Source organism: Lederbergia graminis (assembly GCF_042655485.1).
GTDB classification, from domain to species: Bacteria; Bacillota; Bacilli; order Bacillales; family Bacillaceae_C; genus Lederbergia; species Lederbergia graminis.
In genome coordinates this window covers 34,435-51,293 of record NZ_JBHSMC010000003.1, presented here as the reverse complement: position 1 = coordinate 51,293, position 16,859 = coordinate 34,435, and the positions used below count along the sequence as shown (strand labels likewise).

18 protein-coding genes and 1 other annotated feature are annotated in these 16,859 nt (G+C 35.8%); of the genes, 5 read left to right on the top strand and 13 right to left on the bottom strand.

The features are described 5' to 3' along the window. Window positions 1-27 precede the first annotated feature (27 nt). Window positions 28-1,041: a zinc-binding alcohol dehydrogenase family protein gene (locus ACFPM4_RS04775; RefSeq protein ID WP_382348346.1), complete on the bottom strand. Its 1,014-nt coding sequence runs from the start codon at window positions 1,039-1,041 to the stop codon at window positions 28-30. Window positions 1,042-1,167: 126 nt separating this feature from the next. On the opposite strand from ACFPM4_RS04775, the gene ACFPM4_RS04770 reads away from it, so the two are divergent. Beyond that, complete coding sequence (locus ACFPM4_RS04770) at window positions 1,168-2,010, top strand: helix-turn-helix transcriptional regulator (RefSeq protein ID WP_382348343.1); 843 nt, start codon at window positions 1,168-1,170, stop codon at window positions 2,008-2,010. A 74-nt stretch (window positions 2,011-2,084) separates the two neighbouring features. Here ACFPM4_RS04770 and ACFPM4_RS04765 read toward each other — a convergent pair whose 3' ends face one another. Continuing rightward, the gene (locus tag ACFPM4_RS04765) at window positions 2,085-2,849 is read right to left on the bottom strand and encodes a helix-turn-helix domain-containing protein (RefSeq protein WP_382348340.1); all 765 of its coding nucleotides are present in this window, start codon (window positions 2,847-2,849) and stop codon (window positions 2,085-2,087) included. Between the two features lie 256 nt (window positions 2,850-3,105). On the opposite strand from ACFPM4_RS04765, the gene ACFPM4_RS04760 reads away from it, so the two are divergent. Beyond that, a complete protein-coding gene (locus ACFPM4_RS04760; protein WP_144922553.1) occupies window positions 3,106-4,404 on the top strand; it encodes a hypothetical protein in 1,299 nt (432 codons plus the stop codon). Between the two features lie 175 nt (window positions 4,405-4,579). After that, window positions 4,580-4,839 (top strand) — a binding site (T-box leader). Between the two features lie 77 nt (window positions 4,840-4,916). Then, window positions 4,917-6,002, top strand: a complete 1,086-nt coding sequence (gene asd / locus ACFPM4_RS04755) for an aspartate-semialdehyde dehydrogenase (protein WP_382348336.1) — start codon at window positions 4,917-4,919, stop codon at window positions 6,000-6,002. A 73-nt stretch (window positions 6,003-6,075) separates the two neighbouring features. On the opposite strand, the gene ACFPM4_RS04750 is transcribed toward asd, so the two are convergent. The 3 genes from ACFPM4_RS04750 to ACFPM4_RS04740 form a co-directional block, all read right to left on the bottom strand. Then, window positions 6,076-7,011 (bottom strand): metallophosphoesterase, encoded by a 936-nt coding sequence (locus tag ACFPM4_RS04750; RefSeq protein WP_382348333.1) that lies wholly within the window; start codon window positions 7,009-7,011, stop codon window positions 6,076-6,078. Between the two features lie 42 nt (window positions 7,012-7,053). Beyond that, complete coding sequence (locus tag ACFPM4_RS04745; RefSeq protein WP_382348330.1) at window positions 7,054-7,905, bottom strand: HAD-IIA family hydrolase; 852 nt, start codon at window positions 7,903-7,905, stop codon at window positions 7,054-7,056. Between the two features lie 196 nt (window positions 7,906-8,101). After that, a complete protein-coding gene (locus tag ACFPM4_RS04740; protein ID WP_382348327.1) occupies window positions 8,102-8,695 on the bottom strand; it encodes a glycerol-3-phosphate responsive antiterminator in 594 nt (197 codons plus the stop codon). Between the two features lie 414 nt (window positions 8,696-9,109). Between ACFPM4_RS04740 and ACFPM4_RS04735 the strand changes: the two genes are divergently transcribed. Further along, window positions 9,110-9,985, top strand: a complete 876-nt coding sequence (locus ACFPM4_RS04735; RefSeq protein ID WP_382348324.1) for a malate synthase — start codon at window positions 9,110-9,112, stop codon at window positions 9,983-9,985. A 117-nt stretch (window positions 9,986-10,102) separates the two neighbouring features. Here ACFPM4_RS04735 and ACFPM4_RS04730 read toward each other — a convergent pair whose 3' ends face one another. The 5 genes from ACFPM4_RS04730 to ACFPM4_RS04710 form a co-directional block, all read right to left on the bottom strand. Further along, entirely contained in the window at window positions 10,103-10,846 is a 744-nt protein-coding gene (locus ACFPM4_RS04730) for an SDR family NAD(P)-dependent oxidoreductase (protein WP_382348321.1), read from the bottom strand. Between the two features lie 306 nt (window positions 10,847-11,152). Beyond that, window positions 11,153-11,851 (bottom strand): dihydropteridine reductase, encoded by a 699-nt coding sequence (locus ACFPM4_RS04725; protein ID WP_382348318.1) that lies wholly within the window; start codon window positions 11,849-11,851, stop codon window positions 11,153-11,155. Window positions 11,852-11,962: 111 nt separating this feature from the next. Continuing rightward, entirely contained in the window at window positions 11,963-12,316 is a 354-nt protein-coding gene (locus ACFPM4_RS04720; RefSeq protein ID WP_144922576.1) for a hypothetical protein, read from the bottom strand. Between the two features lie 381 nt (window positions 12,317-12,697). Beyond that, window positions 12,698-13,081: a VOC family protein gene (locus ACFPM4_RS04715; protein ID WP_382348315.1), complete on the bottom strand. Its 384-nt coding sequence runs from the start codon at window positions 13,079-13,081 to the stop codon at window positions 12,698-12,700. A gap of 162 nt (window positions 13,082-13,243) precedes the next feature. Further along, window positions 13,244-13,519 (bottom strand): ArsR/SmtB family transcription factor, encoded by a 276-nt coding sequence (locus ACFPM4_RS04710; protein ID WP_382348312.1) that lies wholly within the window; start codon window positions 13,517-13,519, stop codon window positions 13,244-13,246. 425 nt (window positions 13,520-13,944) lie between these two features. On the opposite strand from ACFPM4_RS04710, the gene ACFPM4_RS04705 reads away from it, so the two are divergent. Further along, entirely contained in the window at window positions 13,945-14,745 is an 801-nt protein-coding gene (locus ACFPM4_RS04705) for a polysaccharide deacetylase family protein (RefSeq protein WP_382348309.1), read from the top strand. 206 nt (window positions 14,746-14,951) lie between these two features. On the opposite strand, the gene ACFPM4_RS04700 is transcribed toward ACFPM4_RS04705, so the two are convergent. The 3 genes from ACFPM4_RS04700 to ACFPM4_RS04690 form a co-directional block, all read right to left on the bottom strand. Next, window positions 14,952-15,701 carry a glucose 1-dehydrogenase gene (locus tag ACFPM4_RS04700; protein ID WP_382348306.1) on the bottom strand — a complete coding sequence of 250 codons (750 nt, stop codon included), beginning with the start codon at window positions 15,699-15,701 and terminating at the stop codon, window positions 14,952-14,954. 149 nt (window positions 15,702-15,850) lie between these two features. Continuing rightward, window positions 15,851-16,042, bottom strand: coding sequence for a hypothetical protein (locus tag ACFPM4_RS04695; RefSeq protein ID WP_382348303.1), 192 nt, complete (start codon window positions 16,040-16,042; stop codon window positions 15,851-15,853). A gap of 66 nt (window positions 16,043-16,108) precedes the next feature. Continuing rightward, window positions 16,109-16,783 (bottom strand): metal-dependent hydrolase, encoded by a 675-nt coding sequence (locus ACFPM4_RS04690; RefSeq protein ID WP_382348300.1) that lies wholly within the window; start codon window positions 16,781-16,783, stop codon window positions 16,109-16,111. Window positions 16,784-16,859 lie beyond the last annotated feature (76 nt).

Below are 16,859 nucleotides of genomic sequence, written 5' to 3'. Positions count from 1 at the left end.
TTTGAAAAGCGTTATGTTTTTCCATACTTATAACTCCACCATCGCTTTTATTACATTCGCATCGGAATTTACCCAAGTTGGAAAGGCTTCCAACATATGTCGAAATGGTGCCCTATGAGTTATATATCGTTGTATACTCACCTTACTATTCTTTAACATATGATACACATTCAGAAAATCTTCTATTGTTGCATTTCTACTTCCCATTAAAGTAGTTTCTCGTTTATGAAAATCCGGGTTATGAAATTGGATCGTCTCTTTCGTTAGACCAACATATACTACTTTTCCACCGTACGATATAAAATCTAATGATTGTTCCATTGATTTCTTATTACCAGTAGCATCAAAAACAATATCTACCATATTCCCGTTTGTTATTTGCTGGATAGCTTCTACAGGATTTTGAATTGCATTTACACTATGCTTTATGTCAAGCCATTCATGACAAAACTTTAGTCTATTTTCATTAATATCAACAGCAATAATATTTGCTCCTACTTCTTTTGCAAATAACATGATCCCTAGTCCAATTGGTCCTGCACCGACAACTGCGATTGTTTGATTACAGTTCACTTCTCCTCTACGAACTGCATGTGCTCCAATTGCAAGGGGCTCTAACAATGCTGCTTCATCCAATGACAAGTCATTAACTTGTAACAAATGTGAAGTGGGAACAGAGATATACTCCTGCATGCCTCCATCCTCGTGAACTCCCATCACACTAATATTTGGACAACAATTTGTTTTTCCTTGTTTACATGTATTGCATTTACCACAATAACGATACGGTATGATCGCCACCTTATCTCCAGCTTTTAATGATTCCTCATCACTATCTATTTCATCAATCACTCCAGAAAGCTCATGACCTAATACTCTTGGATAGGTGAAAAACGGCTGTACACCATTGTAAGCATGGATATCTGTGCCACATATTCCAATCCGTTTTATTTTTATGATGGCATGTCCTTTTTCCAATGTTGGTTTTTCTACATCCAACATTTTAAATTCACCTATTTTTTCACATAATATTTGTTTCAATAATTCTCCCCACCTAAAAGTTAAAGACATATTGTTTTTCTCATCATATCAGTTAAAATAGGTTTCAATAATAGCTTTTTTTGATAGTTTTATACCCTATTTTGATGTAGGACAGAGGTGAGCATAATGAACATAATTCGTAAGGAAATAAACTCCAATCTAGAGCTTCCCATTTGGTTCATTGATAAAGATACAAAAAAGCCTGAACAGGAGCTTCCTTCCCACTTACATGATTGGCATGAAATCATATTTATTCATAAAGGGAAGGGAGACTTTTATATTGATAGTCAATTTTATCCAGTGATGTCTGGAGATATTGCCATCATTCCGCAAAATACAGTCCATTTTGCGATTCCCGATGCTAACCAGCTCATTACTTCATCTATTATTTATTTTCATCCACAGCTACTAAAATATATGTTTGGAATGAAAGAACCAAGATTCCATGAACTTCTTAACACGCAAGAACACTTTATTTATACGATTCCGCCAGAGCAAACCATTGTGTTGGAGGATATTTTGCATGAAATAAAGAGTGAATTATTGAATAAACTAGTAGACTTTGAAACTTCCATACTCTTATTACTGCAAAGATTTTTATTATGTGTGTATCGCCATTCCACACCTACGAATGTACATAAGAAAAGCTCTCAAATCCCCTGGTTAAAGGAAAGCATTGAATATATATCTAATCATTTTCAAACCTCTTTAACACTAGTAGGATTAGCCAAAAAAGCAGCTGTTTCTTCAGCTCATTATAGTAGAGTATTCAAATCCAAAATGGGGGTAAATGTAAACGAATTTATCATCACGAAAAGAATTTCTTATATAAAGAAGAAATTAAGGGAAAGCAATGAAACTGTTGAATCGATTGCCAAACAGGCTGGATTTTCAAGTATGCCTTACTTTTATCGTACCTTTAAAAAATACACTGGAGTTACACCTGATAGTTTTCGTAGCAAGCAATAAAAAAGGAAGCTTCCGAAAAGTATATGTTCACTTTTCAAAAGCTTCCTGATGTTAGTTCAAGTGGAAATGTACCATTATTGAGTTTTTATATTTGTAGGAGCAGTCCCCATCCATTTTTTAAAAATGCGACTAAAATGGGCTTGATCACTATAACCTAAGTATTCAGCAACTTCCCTAACCGTCATCTCTGTAGTAGTAAGTAAATTCAACGCCGCGTTCACACGAGTTTGATGGATGTACTGAATCGGTGTTATTCCGATTACCTCTTTAAAAAGTACGGTGACATAGTTTGGTGTAATGTCTCCTACTTCTGCCAACTCTTCGATTGTAATTGTTCTTCTATAATTATTTAATATATATTCCTGTATCTTCCTGGCTGTTCGCTCCTTTACTGGAGAAGTATGCCATTCTAATCTTTCTTGAGAAATTAATAATATTAATTCAAAAGTGATATTACAAGATAACTCTTCATATAAATTCCGTTTTCCTAACCACTGAATATTTAAGAATGCTAACCTTTGTTCATAGTAAGATGTATTTCGAGGCTTAAACTTAAAGATTGCCTCTTTATTAAAGAATGGTGGAATTTCTGTAAAGTCATTTTCCCAAGAAAAAATGACCGTGTATTTTTTATGAGGTCCTTCTGGATGATTCATCCAAGAGCGCTCGACCTGTGAAGGTATATACAAGAATTCCCCTTTTTCTACAGTTAACCTTTTATTATTAATAGTGTAGACTACTTTTCCATCCATAACGTAGACGATGGTGTTAAATCCGAAGCCTTTTTTAACACTCCACGACGGCTCGACATCATAGTATACACCCTCCACAACTACCACATCAGCACTTCCTTATAAAAATTTATTGATGAATTATACAAACAACGTGTTTTTATTCATTCCATAAAAATAAATCTTTCTTTATAATACTATATCATCGACCTTTGGAGATGCTATTTATTTAGCATATAAAATTTATTTTATTCTATCCAATAGTCATACAATGATTTCTTACTTATTTAAGATTTCATTTGATGAATTGTTCTAATTTATCATTACTACAACATAAGTGTTCAACGAAAGAAAGGGGATTAACATGTCCAATACAACTAAGCTTTATAACGAACTTCCTAAGAGAGTAAAGGATTTCTTTGATCGCCAGTATGAGGATTCATACAGAATATATGATGCCTCTCGAAACCCACGCACTGGTCTTTATGCAGATGGTTATAATACATTAGGAGAAAACCCTGATAATCGTAGTTCTATTGCTGCAACTGGAGTAGGGCTAATTAGTCTATGTGTTGCCGATCTAGAAGGATGGGATGATAACGCAGCGGAGAAAGCATTAGTTACATTACAAGCAGTTTCCGGGGAAATTGAAGGCTGTAACGTAACAAGAGATGAAGCAACTGGCTTCTTCTGTCACTTCGCTGATATGGAAACAGGAGAAAATATTCATTCTGAGATTTCAACAATTGATACATCTCTATTAGTTGCTGGTGCATTATTTGCTGGTTCTCATTTTAATGATAGAAATCCTAGAATTGCGGAACTTGCAGATAAACTCCTAAAAGAAATCGATTGGAGTGTCGTTGTTAACGATAAAGAAACTGGTGTTATTAATATGGTTGTAAAAGATGGAAAAGGTGGACTTCCTTTACCTGCATACAATGAATATGTATTAGTTTCTTATCTTGCACTTTTAGGACAGCCAGATAACAAAGATATTCAAGATCTATGGTATAACAACTTTGCGGAAGATCAAATTAAGAATCTACCACAAGCTGACTTCCGTGGTTTGAAAGTTCTAAATGATGATACTACACTTGATAAAACAGCATTTTTATCATCATTTGTGCAACAGTTTCCATTTTATCTTGTTCCGGATTATGCAAAGAGTCCAACATATAGAGAATTCTACGAAAATGCTTGTTTAGCAGACCGTTTGAAGTGGAAAGAACTATCTGATGTTCCTTCTTATATTTGGGGATATGGTGCAGGTCCAAATGACGGATTACATGGTGGATATCACGCTGATAAAATTAACGATGCACCACATGATATTGCATCCTCTTACATTATTGGTGGTTTCCTACCGGTATATCCTGCGGGTATTTATGACCTATATGCACAATATTCATTACACATTCCATATGATGTGTACACAAACCCAGAGGATAAAGAAGACGAAGAAAAATTCCGTGCAGCTTATAAATATGGATTGCACCGTATTTCTTGGTGGCACCTAGAACAACCTAACCGTTGGTACCCAACAAAAGTAACATTAATTGACTGGAGCTCCATGCTATACGGACTAACAGCGTTCAAACGCGGAATGGAATTCTTTACAGACCGACTACCATCAACAGACACAGTAAAAATAGGATCATAATATACGAGTAATAGCAAATACGCCAAGGCATTTATGCTCTTGTCGTATTTTATTAATGGATGAAATGTGATTATTACCCAAGGCTCAAAGATTTTTATCGAAATTAATAGAAATAAGTTTACCAAACTGAAATTGTTTGGTACTATATTGTCAATATTCAAAATGTCATCTATATTCACATGCAATGAAGAGACGAGTAAATAAAGTAAATCTTTTACAGAGAGCTCCGTATGGTGAAAAGGAGCAAAGCATTCTTTATTGAATAAAAACTCTGAGCAGCACATAGGAACCTGAATGATTGGGGGATGATGTGCCAGGAGCTCCTGTTACAGAGCTAAAGTATACTAATTGCTTTGCAATGGTGTACTTGAAGAGGCTGAGATGGCAACAGATCAGTAAAATTGGGTGGTACCGCGGGTAAATCTCGTCCCTTAGACAGGAAGTCTTTGGGATGTTTTTTTATTTCAAGGGATACTTTAAGTTTCAAAATTTATTAAAGGAGCAGATTTTTAATGACACAAAAATTAAAAGTTGGTATCGTCGGTGGAACAGGAATGGTAGGTCAACGGTTTGTTCAACTGTTAGATCAACATCCTTGGTTTGAGGTTACTGCTATTGCAGCGAGTGCTAGTTCAGCAGGAAAAACATATGAAGAAGCTGTGAAAAACAGATGGAAAATGGCAGATCCAATTCCAGAGCCTGTTAAAAATATAGTTGTTCAAGATGCTTCAAAAGTTGAAGAAGTAACGTCCGAAGTTGACTTCATCTTTTGTGCAGTAGATATGAAAAAAGATGATGTGAAGGCATTAGAAGAAGCTTATGCGAAAACTGGTACTCCAGTTGTTTCCAATAACTCCGCACATCGTTGGACACCAGATGTACCAATGGTGATACCAGAAATCAATCCAGATCATTTAAAGGTAATCGAGGCACAAAGAAAGCGTCTAGGAACTTCAACTGGATTTATCGCAGTAAAACCAAATTGTTCTATTCAGAGCTATGTACCAGCACTTCATGCTCTATTGGAATATCAACCAACTCAAGTAATAGCTTCCACTTATCAAGCAATATCTGGAGCTGGGAAAAACTTTGATGATTGGCCAGAAATCTTGGATAATGTCATCCCATATATCGGTGGTGAAGAGGAAAAAAGTGAGCAAGAACCACTGCGCATTTGGGGGAAAGTAGAAAATGGTGAAATCGTAAAGGCAAGTGAACCTGTCATTTCTACACAATGTATCCGTGTTCCAGTTACAGACGGTCATATGGCAACTGTATTTGTATCGTTTAAAGAAAAACCAAGCAAAGAAGAAATTCTTACACGTTGGTCACAATATAAAGGACGACCACAGGAACTTGGCTTACCAAGCGCACCTGAACAATTTATCACGTACTTCGAAGAGGAAAATCGTCCACAAACAAAACTAGACCGTGATGTTGAGAAAGGAATGGGAGTATCTGTTGGAAGATTACGAGAGGACTCCATCTATGATTTTAAATTTGTAGGTCTTTCTCATAATACACTGCGCGGGGCAGCTGGTGGAGCAGTATTAATCGCTGAACTACTAAAAGCAGAAGGATATATACAACCTAAGTAAATAAGGATAAAGATAAAACCGAACTATCAATGAGGTTGAAGATAGTTCGGTTTTTTATTATATCTAGCATTACTTATTTCATTGGATAAACAAGGTTTGCCTCTGACTTTATATTAAACGGCACTACAACCTGGAAGCCATCTGTGTTTTCATATTCCTGACGATGTGTATTAAAAACACTTAGAGTCATTTCATTTTTAGATGGACTAATGTTTAATATCCGAATTCTTCCCTCTCCACAGTTTTCTGCAGTTTGCCAGTTTTGGAATGATTGGAAAACTAGATTTCCATGGTCTCCTAAATCTGTTCGGTAGCTTACATTCTCTGTAATTTGGTGACCAGAAAATACAGCAAGTAAATTAGGATGTTTTTTAAAGGACTTTTGCCATAAATCTTCCCCATCATTTGCGCCAGTTGCACCTGGATAATCTTTCGGATTATGATTATCTCCTACCTTCGTTCTCTCTCCATACATATACATATAGCAGTGGGTAGTAATCATTACAGAGTGGTCGTGATATTTCGTCATAATTTCATCGGCCCATGCGAGCACTTCATCTCTCGCTCCGAATTCAAGTGATAAGAATAGAAACTTTCTACCTGCTATGTCCAACGTTGCATAACTATTTTCTATTTGCCCTTCCTCAAATGTGCCACCAAACCATGGACGATTTTCATATATATGTGGTCCGAAATATTGATTAAACATCGTCAAGCTACGATCTTCAGAAAGTAAATTATCATAGTCATGATTCCCTACCGCTAAAAGCATTGGTATATCAGCATCATAGATTTCATTCAATGCCTTTTCTGCTACTTTAAATTGTTCTTCATCCCTCGCACCGCTGTCGACTACATCTCCAACATGGAGAACCATTTGCAAATTCAACTGTTCCGCATTTTCTTTAATCCACTTTGTCATGTTGTATAAAATTGCTGGATCTTTCCATGTTAAAACTTGTGTATCCGGAATAATAATGATAGAAAAATCTTTTTCATTGTTAGACATAATCAGTTCCTCCTAATTTTCTCTATTAATGTTCTATCCTACTTATTTTGTCATCATGACAAACTCTTGAAAATTCACTAATAATTCATCTAGTTGATTAATAGTCACATCTGGTTTTTGTGTACGTTCCTCAAGGTCATCCAATGATTGACCCATCCCTGCTCCACGAATCCAAATAGTGTGCATTCCTGCTTGAATTCCACCTTTAATATCTGTTTCTAAATTGTCACCTACCATTACGCTTTTAGACGGTGCAGCTTCGAAAAGGTTCATTCCAAATTGGAATAGGTAAGGGTCTGGCTTTCCAACATATTCAACAGACTTCTGGATTATCGCTTCGATTGCAGCAATCAATGCTCCGGTTTCTGGTACTCTAACTCCACCTTTGCCCGGATGATACATATCAGGATTTGTCGATACGACTCTAGCACCTTTACCTTCTAATTCTGCTACTAGATGCAATTTATCAAAAGTAAATTCGGTATCTCTACCTACTACTACAGCATCTACCTTTTCCGCCTCTTCAAGAGCCAACACATGGTGACCCCAGCGTTCCAAAGATTGTCCAAGTGCTTCTGAACCAACAACCGTCACATTTAGCGAGCCGTATTTTTCCTTTAAATACGCCCCTGTCATTTCTGTAGCAGTCACAATCTGGCAAGGCGTTACAGATAACCCCATATTTTTTAGCTTTTTAGCTATTTCAACACCCGTTTCTCGGGAATTATTAGTTATAAATCCTACCTTTTTACCTGACTGGCGAAGCAATTCCAGTAATTCGTTAGCGCCTGATGCTAGTTGGTCCGTATGATAAATACAACCATCTAAATCAAAAAAGAACGCATCTACTGTACTTAGCACATCCTTGCAGCTCAAATTTGTATTATTTCGCATGAACTACCATCCCCTTTCTTTCCCTTGATACATCCTTTAACAAACAAAAAAAAGAGAAAGCTGATCAATAAAAGGGTACAAAAAAGTAACCCCTTATTGTTCAAGCTTTCTCTCATCCGCTGCTTATCACAAATAAGTTATGTATCAAGAACTATTTGATTTTCCAACTCTATTTTATTATAAAAGAATAATAAATTCAATTAGAAGGATGTATGTCTTTGAAACTCAAGGGCCACAAACTTGGATTGCTAATAGAAAGGGAAGTGGCACCAGCATGTAATATCGTTGAAACCTCTTCTACTGTTTCAATCAAACCGCTAGCAATGACTGGAATATCTGGTAATTCCTCTGTAAACCGTGATACTACCTTTTCAACAACACCTGGCATTAATTCAATACCATCTGGTTTGATTTTTGTCGCTAACTTCAAGGCGTTTTCAAGGGCAAGTGAATCCAAGATAAAAAAATGCAAAATGGCGTATAATCCAATCTTTTGAGCATCTTTTATTAAGTGGCTTTTTGGGGTAATAATACCATCTGCTCCCATATATTCTACGATAAATGGCAGTACCTCTTTATCAATACTCGATAAACCACGTATTAAATCTAAATGTATGAATGCATTCTTACCGGCATCAGAAGTTATCTTCACTGCATGAATCATTTCTTTTACGGAGCCGCCCATAAAAAACAGATTATCTACCCCGCTTTCTAGGGCTTTTTCTGTATCATTAGGGTTACGCACAGCAGCAATGACTGGTTTCTGACCAATTTTGTGTAACAACACCATCCATTATGCCCCCTTCCACTCTATTAAAACAGACACTTTCATACGAATACACACACATATTATATAACTATATCAAATCAAATATATCATTATAAAACAAACCTAAATATACTGTCAATCATAAAATTTGTATTTTCTCTAGAAATATGTTACAATTATTTTACACTTATGGAAAATCGTATTTCAAATTCTAATGTAGTATTTGCAGCTAGAATTTGGGTGCGTTTTTTTTTGTACTTATCTTAATAGAGGAAAAATAGTGAATGTATCGGAAGCAGTCATCTATTTTTGAACGTCACCTGTTAAGGAAACGAAACACGTAAGAGACACCCTCGACAATTAGATTTGTCGATGTGCCTAACAAGTGAATCAAATCGTTGAACCAAGTATTGAATTACAGGGAGGCAAAAAACATTGAATTTAATTAATAAGGAAGTTACTCACAAGCGTTTCGGAAAAGGTAGTATTGTGAAGCAAAATGACTCTGTCATCGAAATACATTTCGAAACAGAGAGAAAAAAATTCGTTTTTCCTGATGCCTTTGGTAAGTTCTTGAAAATGCACGATGAAAAAGCTGCTCATTCCCTTAAGAAGATTATTGAAGAAAAGGAATTAGAACTTGAGAAGATAGAGCAGAAAAAGGAAGAAGAGAAAATACGTCAACGCCAAGAACAACAACTTCGTATGGAACATGAAAAATTGATGAAAAACCACAAACTTCATCCTAAATCACAAATGGTGTTCTGGTGCGACGACGAAGAACAGAGTGCAGTTTTTACAGAATGGCAGGTCTTTACAGGTGAAATAAAAAGCGGTGCTCACAAAGGTAAACCACAAAAGCCAACTCGTTTGTATCCTAATAGTGTTTGCCTCCTAACAGCTAGAGATTCTAGTTTACCTGAAAAAGAAAGACGTATTATAGGTGCATATATGGTAAATGAAAATTTCATCGGAAAGTTCTGTGAAGATGGATACATCCCTTCTCATTCAGTATACCGACTAGAGCTTACAGAACAGGAATCGGAAAGCTTACAGTTTTGGAACTACTATGTCAATGAAACATCCCCTGAGAAGATGACATGGAATACAGGTAAATACCGTTATTTTGATAATGAATGGATGGCTCAAATCTTACGTGATATTGTTTCATTAAAAAGTGACGAACAAGAAAGAAAGCATGCACAGAGCTTCTTTGATCACTTTTGTAGAATGAACCAGATTTTAGCAGATAATCTAACAGAGCCTAATGGAACGTTGATGCGTATGAAGAGAACGGAACAACTAGCCTAAAGGTTTGTTGTTATGTGGACATATATAAAGCCCAATTCCCTATAAAAATGGAATTGGGCTTTAATTTTTATCATCACTGACTGTAGAGGATATCTACATTCAAAATATTTTTACATATTATAAGTCAGAAATCATGCCGCCATCTACTACAAATTGTGCTCCAGTTGAATAACTTGAATCATCGGAAGCAAGGTAAATAACTAAATTAGAAACTTCTTCAACTTCTGCTCTTCTTCTAAGTGGAATATCTTGTTCAAGTTGCTTCAGGTACTCTTCCACATCTGGTTGATCTGCCATAGGTGTTTTGATAATTCCTGGGTGAACAGAATTTACACGGATGTTATATTGCCCTAACTCAGTAGCTGCACCTTTTGTCATACCAGTTACAGCATGTTTCGAAGCACTATAAGCAATAGCCGTTGGCGCACTAACCAAACCATCTACAGATGAAATGTTAACAATAGAACCTACTCCAGCTTTTTTCATAGAAGGAAGTACTTTTTGCATTCCTAAGAATACACCAAGCTCGTCTACCTTAAATGTTAATTCGAAGTCTTTTACAGTAAGTTCTTCTAATGGTTTAAAAATACCAATTCCCGCGTTGTTTACTAATACATTAATCGGGCCAAATGCTTCTTCTGTTTTTGTAACAACTTCAATCCAATTTTCTTCATTAGCTACATCTAATTTTAGTGCAATTGCATTTTCCCCAAGCTCATTCGCTAGTGTTTGTGCACCTTCTAAGTTCAGGTCTGTAATTGCTACTTTCGCACCTTCTTCTATGAATTTACGAGCATGCATCGCCCCCATACCTTGTGCCGCTCCTGTTATAATCGCTACTTTACCATCTAGTTTTCCCATGCTGTCATTCCTCCATTTTTGTGAGTTCTGTAAGGAAAGATTAACTACTACTTTACCTCACACTATTATTTGTAAGCGGAATTATTTTATGATTAAATCAACCGATTTTCATAAAGAAATTCCAATAAATCTACTACAATAACTATCATTAATATATAAAGTATTATTTTGTAACCTAATATACTTTATAAACTAATATTACTCTTCACGTTCATGATAGTCAACTAAAACATCTTGATTTCGAGATATTATATTAAAAAAATCTCTCAGCGCTTTCATCAGTGAGAGATTCACATATATTCTACATTATAAAAAACTCGACCGTTGTTGTTCTCTTTTATCAAGCATAATTTGCTCTGGCCTGATACCTTGTTCACGCAGTACTTCAATGTTTTGCTCAAGGAATTCGTCACTGCCGACAACATAGAAGATTCCATCTTTGTCTGCAGCAAGTTTTTTCACTTCTTCATAATAGTTTTGACGGCTATCGACGAACTGTGCTGTGAATTTCTTGTCAGGTGCAGATGTGAAAATTTCAGGGAATAAGAAATCTTTAGATGAATCAATGTTCAAGGAATGAATTTGATTAACGTTGTCTGGTCGGTCGAAAAACTCAAGTACTAACGGTCTGAACGTTGCCAAGCCAACCCCAGAAGATAGCAGGTAAATATTTTTATCTTCTCTTTTAAGCGGTACATTTGAGTGAGTTTTAAAAATTGCTACTTTACTTCCCACTTCCAGATTTCTTAATGTTGCTTTATACTCAGAGCACTGCTCTCTAATTCGTGTAGTGATACCGATTGCATTTTCGTGCGGTAACGTACAGATAGACATATGGCGTACAAGACCGCGGTTTGGTTTATCACCCGCATTGAAACCTTCCAGTCCCATGTGGGTATGAGATCCTTCTTCCCAAGTAAAGCCTTCAGGACAGTCAAGCATGTATGTTTTAATTTCAGGCGTTTCCTCAATAATCTTATTTATTTTCGTCCAATATATTTGCATAAAAGTTTCCCCTCACTCCATTTTAATATCCTTATATTCACTATACAATAAATGATAATAATTCTCAATTAAAAAGATTTTCTTTGTCTTAAATACATAATTAAAAGCGCCTTACTCAGCGCTTAATAACTCATCAATATATTTTTTGATTTCTTCTATCTTTTGATCGGTAGTCTTTTTTATTTCCTCTGTTTTTTCATTGAGTGCATTCTGATAATCACTACCGATTCTCTCTTGTAAATATTCTCTTGTTTCTTTTTCCATTCTTTCAATTTCCTCTTGAGTAATAGAAGAAACATCGTTTTTAATTTTCATATCTTTTTCAGATTGATAAACCTCAATTTCTTGTTTATAGGTTTCTTTCAATGCTGCAGCTGCATCCTCAATGTGATAGACTAGTGCCGCTCCTACTCCTGCGCCAATGAGTAGTATGACCAATGTAATTGCAAGTACTCTCCATTTCATTCTGTCAGCCTCCCAACCTTATTAATATAGATTATGTTCATTTGCTACCGCATTTCTTCTTAAAATTTCAAACCCCTTACCTTATTCCATCTTATTTTTGCAGGATGAATATATTCTCATTAATTTTGGACTATAAAAATAATCAGAGGCTGGGATGAAAACATTCGAACTGGGTGTAAATCTGAAAAAAGTTAGAGTATCTATAACGCTGCGGAAATACGCTTAGCTGATACTTAAATTCATATAGAGGAAAAATCCTCCCTGTGAGAACTGTACTCCTAAAGATAAAATAAAAAAGAACTATCATGAGTTAGATTCAAATGATAGTTCTTTTTTTTATTTTATCTAAATTAATTTGTCCCATTCACTAACATAAGTTTATTAATAATCGATAATTTGAATAAGATTTCCACATGTATCATCGAAGACAGCAATTGTGTTATTGCCCATCTTTGTCGGCTCCATTGTAAACTTCACATCATGTTTTAATAATCTATCGTACTCTTTTTGAACATCTTCAACACCAAACATCGTTGCTGGAATACCTTGCTCCATTAATTTACTTTGATAATCGCTTGCAGCTGGATTGTCATTTGGTTCTAGTAGAAGCTCAGTCCCCTCTTGATTGTCTGGAGAAACAAGCGTTATCCATCTAAATTCACCAGCTGGAACATCATGTTTTTTTACAAAACCAAGCGTTTCTGTATAAAAATTTAGTGCCTTATCTTGATCATCTACAAATATACTAGTAACAATAATATTCATATTATTTTTATCCTCCTATAATGACTGTAGTGTATGGTGAACTATACAGGAAGCTAGGAAGTTTCCACCATACCTTCATTTTTTGAACGGTCTGAAACACTCGAAGTAACTTCTTACACTGTAGTTTCCCCTTTATGTCTTCAGGATATATATTATTGTCTACTACTCAATCCATCCTTCCAACAAGTTTCTAAGTGGTTCGTTGTTGAATATTAATACTCGAAATTTCCCTTTTCGAATTGATGTTAAAAGACCTGCCTCCTCCAATACTGTAATATGTTTAGCTATCCCTTGACGAGAAATGCTAAGGTTGTGTTTCATAATTAGACGTGATGTAAGTTCATACAACGTCATCTCATTCCGTTCAGATAGTTCGTCTAATATAAGCCGCCGAGTCGAGTCAGCGAGCGCTTTGAATATTAAGTCTTTATCCCACATTATAAATTGATTATACGCAACCTATGGGTTGCATGTCAATAATAAGCAACCAAAAAGTTGTATATTATCATCAAAATATATTATCAGAAATTCCTATGGGAAAATTTCCCGTTATAGGAGATTCATTTTTACCCATCCTAATATAGGAGGTGGTAATCATTAAGAATCAAAATCCTATTGAGTATACTGGGAAGGTTTTAGACCAACGTAATAATTTGACTGGACCTGATCAAGGCAAAGCGTCATATCCAAAGCGGCCAAATTCTGTGTCCATCCAGAATCCAAAACGGAAGTAAATGAAGATTGACCCCTAAAGCAATGGCAAATGGGGTCGGTTTACATAGAGACAGGACTTCCATATTGGGAAACAAAGTGCACATGAAAAATGGGGAAGTAAGTAATTATTTCAAAAAGGAGATGAATGAATGAACGATCGAATACTAAAATGGTTATTAGTTGCTGTATGTATATTTTGTTTTCATATTTTAGATGGCATACCTGTTCATGCGAATATTCCCGACCTTAAAGGGGGCCCGGAAAAGCTTGAACGGAATCGTCAACAGCCTGTCGACCTAAGAATTTTACAAAAAAGATATCCAGATATATTTTTCTTACAAGGTCCTACTGACCAAAAACGGATTGCTATAACTTTTGATGATGGTCCTGACCCTCGCTTTACAAATGGTGTATTGGATGTATTAAAGCAATACAATGTTCCAGCAACTTTCTTTTTGTTTGGTTCCAGAGCTGTCGCAAATCCTGAAATAGTGAAGCGAATTCATAACGAAGGACATGTAATTGGAAACCATACATATTCCCATATTAACCTTGTCAAAGATGCCACCCCTGAAATACTGGAAGAAGAGGTATCTAAAACAGAAGATGCATTAAACGGGATTATTGGTTATCGGACAAAGTTATTTAGACCACCATATGGTTTCTTATACAATGAACTTGTAGAAAAGCTTGGCGAAATGAACTATTACGTAATCGCCTGGTCGGTTGATTCGTTGGATTGGCAAGAAGATCCGCCGGAAGTTATAACCTCAAATGTAGTAGAGAAAATTCACCCTGGTGCAATCATTCTCATGCACGACGGCGCAGAATCGGATGGAGATCGAACTAATACAATCAAAGCACTCCAACAAATTATTCCAGCACTGCAACAACAAGGATACAAGTTTGTCACCGTTCCGGAATTGTTGAATATTCAATTTAAGAAATAGAATGTATCATTCCGTTCTAGACGAGTGGAGAGGAAAGAAGCAGCAATGAATTCAAATGGATGATATATCACAGTAAGAGATTCTTGCAAAAAAAACAAAAAAAATATCCGAACTAACTTGCATTTATACAAGTAATAGTTCGGATATTTATTTCTCTGTTTTTTTGTATCTAACAGGCTGTAGTACTTCATGAAATAGATTTTAGTCTATTCCTCATATATCATTTTCCTCGTCATTCCACCGTCTGCAACAAGGTTAATGCCTGTAACGAAATCATTTTCATTGGCTGTTAAATAAAGACAGGCTCGTGCAATATCATCTGGTTTTCCTACTCGCTTTGATAGATGCTGTTCATGATCAATTTGGCTTAATTTTGCATAATCTCCCGTTTCAATCCAACCTGGAGAAATCGCATTAACGGTAATCCTATCTGCACTTAATGATGCTGCAAGGGCATGTGTAATTGCCACAATTCCCCCTTTTGTGGCAGCATAAGATTCTGAATTTGGCTCCGACATGATGGCCCTTGTAGAGGCAATATTCACAATAGAACCACCTTCCTTGTTATGACGCATATATTTTGCTGCTTCACGTGAACATAAGAAAACACTTCTTAAATTTGTGTTTATCATATCGTCCCATTCTTCTATCGAGATATCATAAGGTGACTTGAATAACCCCTTTCCTGCATTGTTTATTAAAATATCTATTTGACCGTATGTTTGATTAGCTACTTCCATTAATCTAACAATATCTATTTCCAGCCTTACATCTGTTTGTACGAAAAGTGCTTCTTTTCCCTGTTCTTTTATCGCAGAAACTGTTTTAGCACCTGCCTTTTCGTCTATATCTGCTATAACAACATTGGCCCCTTTTTCCGCATAATGAAAAGCAATTCCTCTTCCAATTCCACTTCCAGCCCCTGTTATGATTACTGTTTTATTAGAAAAATTCATTTTACTTTACACTTCCCTTTTAAAAAACATATCATTATTATTTTTTAATATAACACACAAATAGTACCTATAGATGAAACATTCTTTTCCAAGAATCCTATCTATAGGTACTATATTAAAATGCATTCATTACTTAGGAACTCTACTAATTATCCTCGCTTCTTCTTAAACTTTCGCTCGCTTTGCGAATCATCCTTTGTCTTATGTTTTTTCTTTTCATCTTCCATCTCTAATTTCAAATCTTCTAAAGGAATGTCATCTACAAACTCTTGACCTTCTTCTAATTTACCAGGTTCCATAGACTCTTCGTCTTTCGGTAATTTATTATCTTTGCTACTCATATGTTTACCCACCTCAGTTTATGGCTTTGTATTCTATAACCAATACGAATGGTAAGTAAACACCGATTACCTACTAACTCGAAAAACTTTATTGGAAAGTGGAGAGAGTAATTTAATCCCTTTTGGCGTGAACATATCTCCTATTATATGAGATAGATAAGCAAACATGGATATAAGAGCCAAGCCATCAACAGTTGTTTGAACTTCCAACAGATAAGACATATACCCCCAATACATCGTCGCCCAAATAGTATGCGTAGGTCCTCTATGGGCAAACCATCCCGCTACTCCTATGTATAAGGCAAACATAACCATCCACCATGATTCATTCGAAACTGCATAGTAGAGTAGGAATAAGCTTAAGATCGTCATTAATATATTTTTCAACGTTTCTTGGCTCTTGAGGGAAAGACCTATAATAACGACTCCCCACCCAAAAAGCAGCAGTTTGTTTTGCTGATTAAACCATTTTTCATCTAGAAATGACAAGAAGTTAAAATCTATGAAAAAGGTTAGGAGTGAGAGGATCATTAAAATCCCACCGACAAATACTCCGCCCTTTTTAATCATTTTAGCTGTTTTCGTTACTCGATTATTTAATATATTTCTTCCGTCTAAATCCGGAGCAAGGGATGCCACACCTGATGCCACTAATATGACAGGCAACGCTTCAAGTGGCTGGTTAATGCATGCCACCGCTCCTATTCCTAGCCCGATTGTCAAATGTGTTCGACCTTTCATGCTGCCACCTCTCCTTAGTTGTACATTGTCTCTTAATATAAGTTTAGCTTATCAATTGAATAAACAACATAAGGAA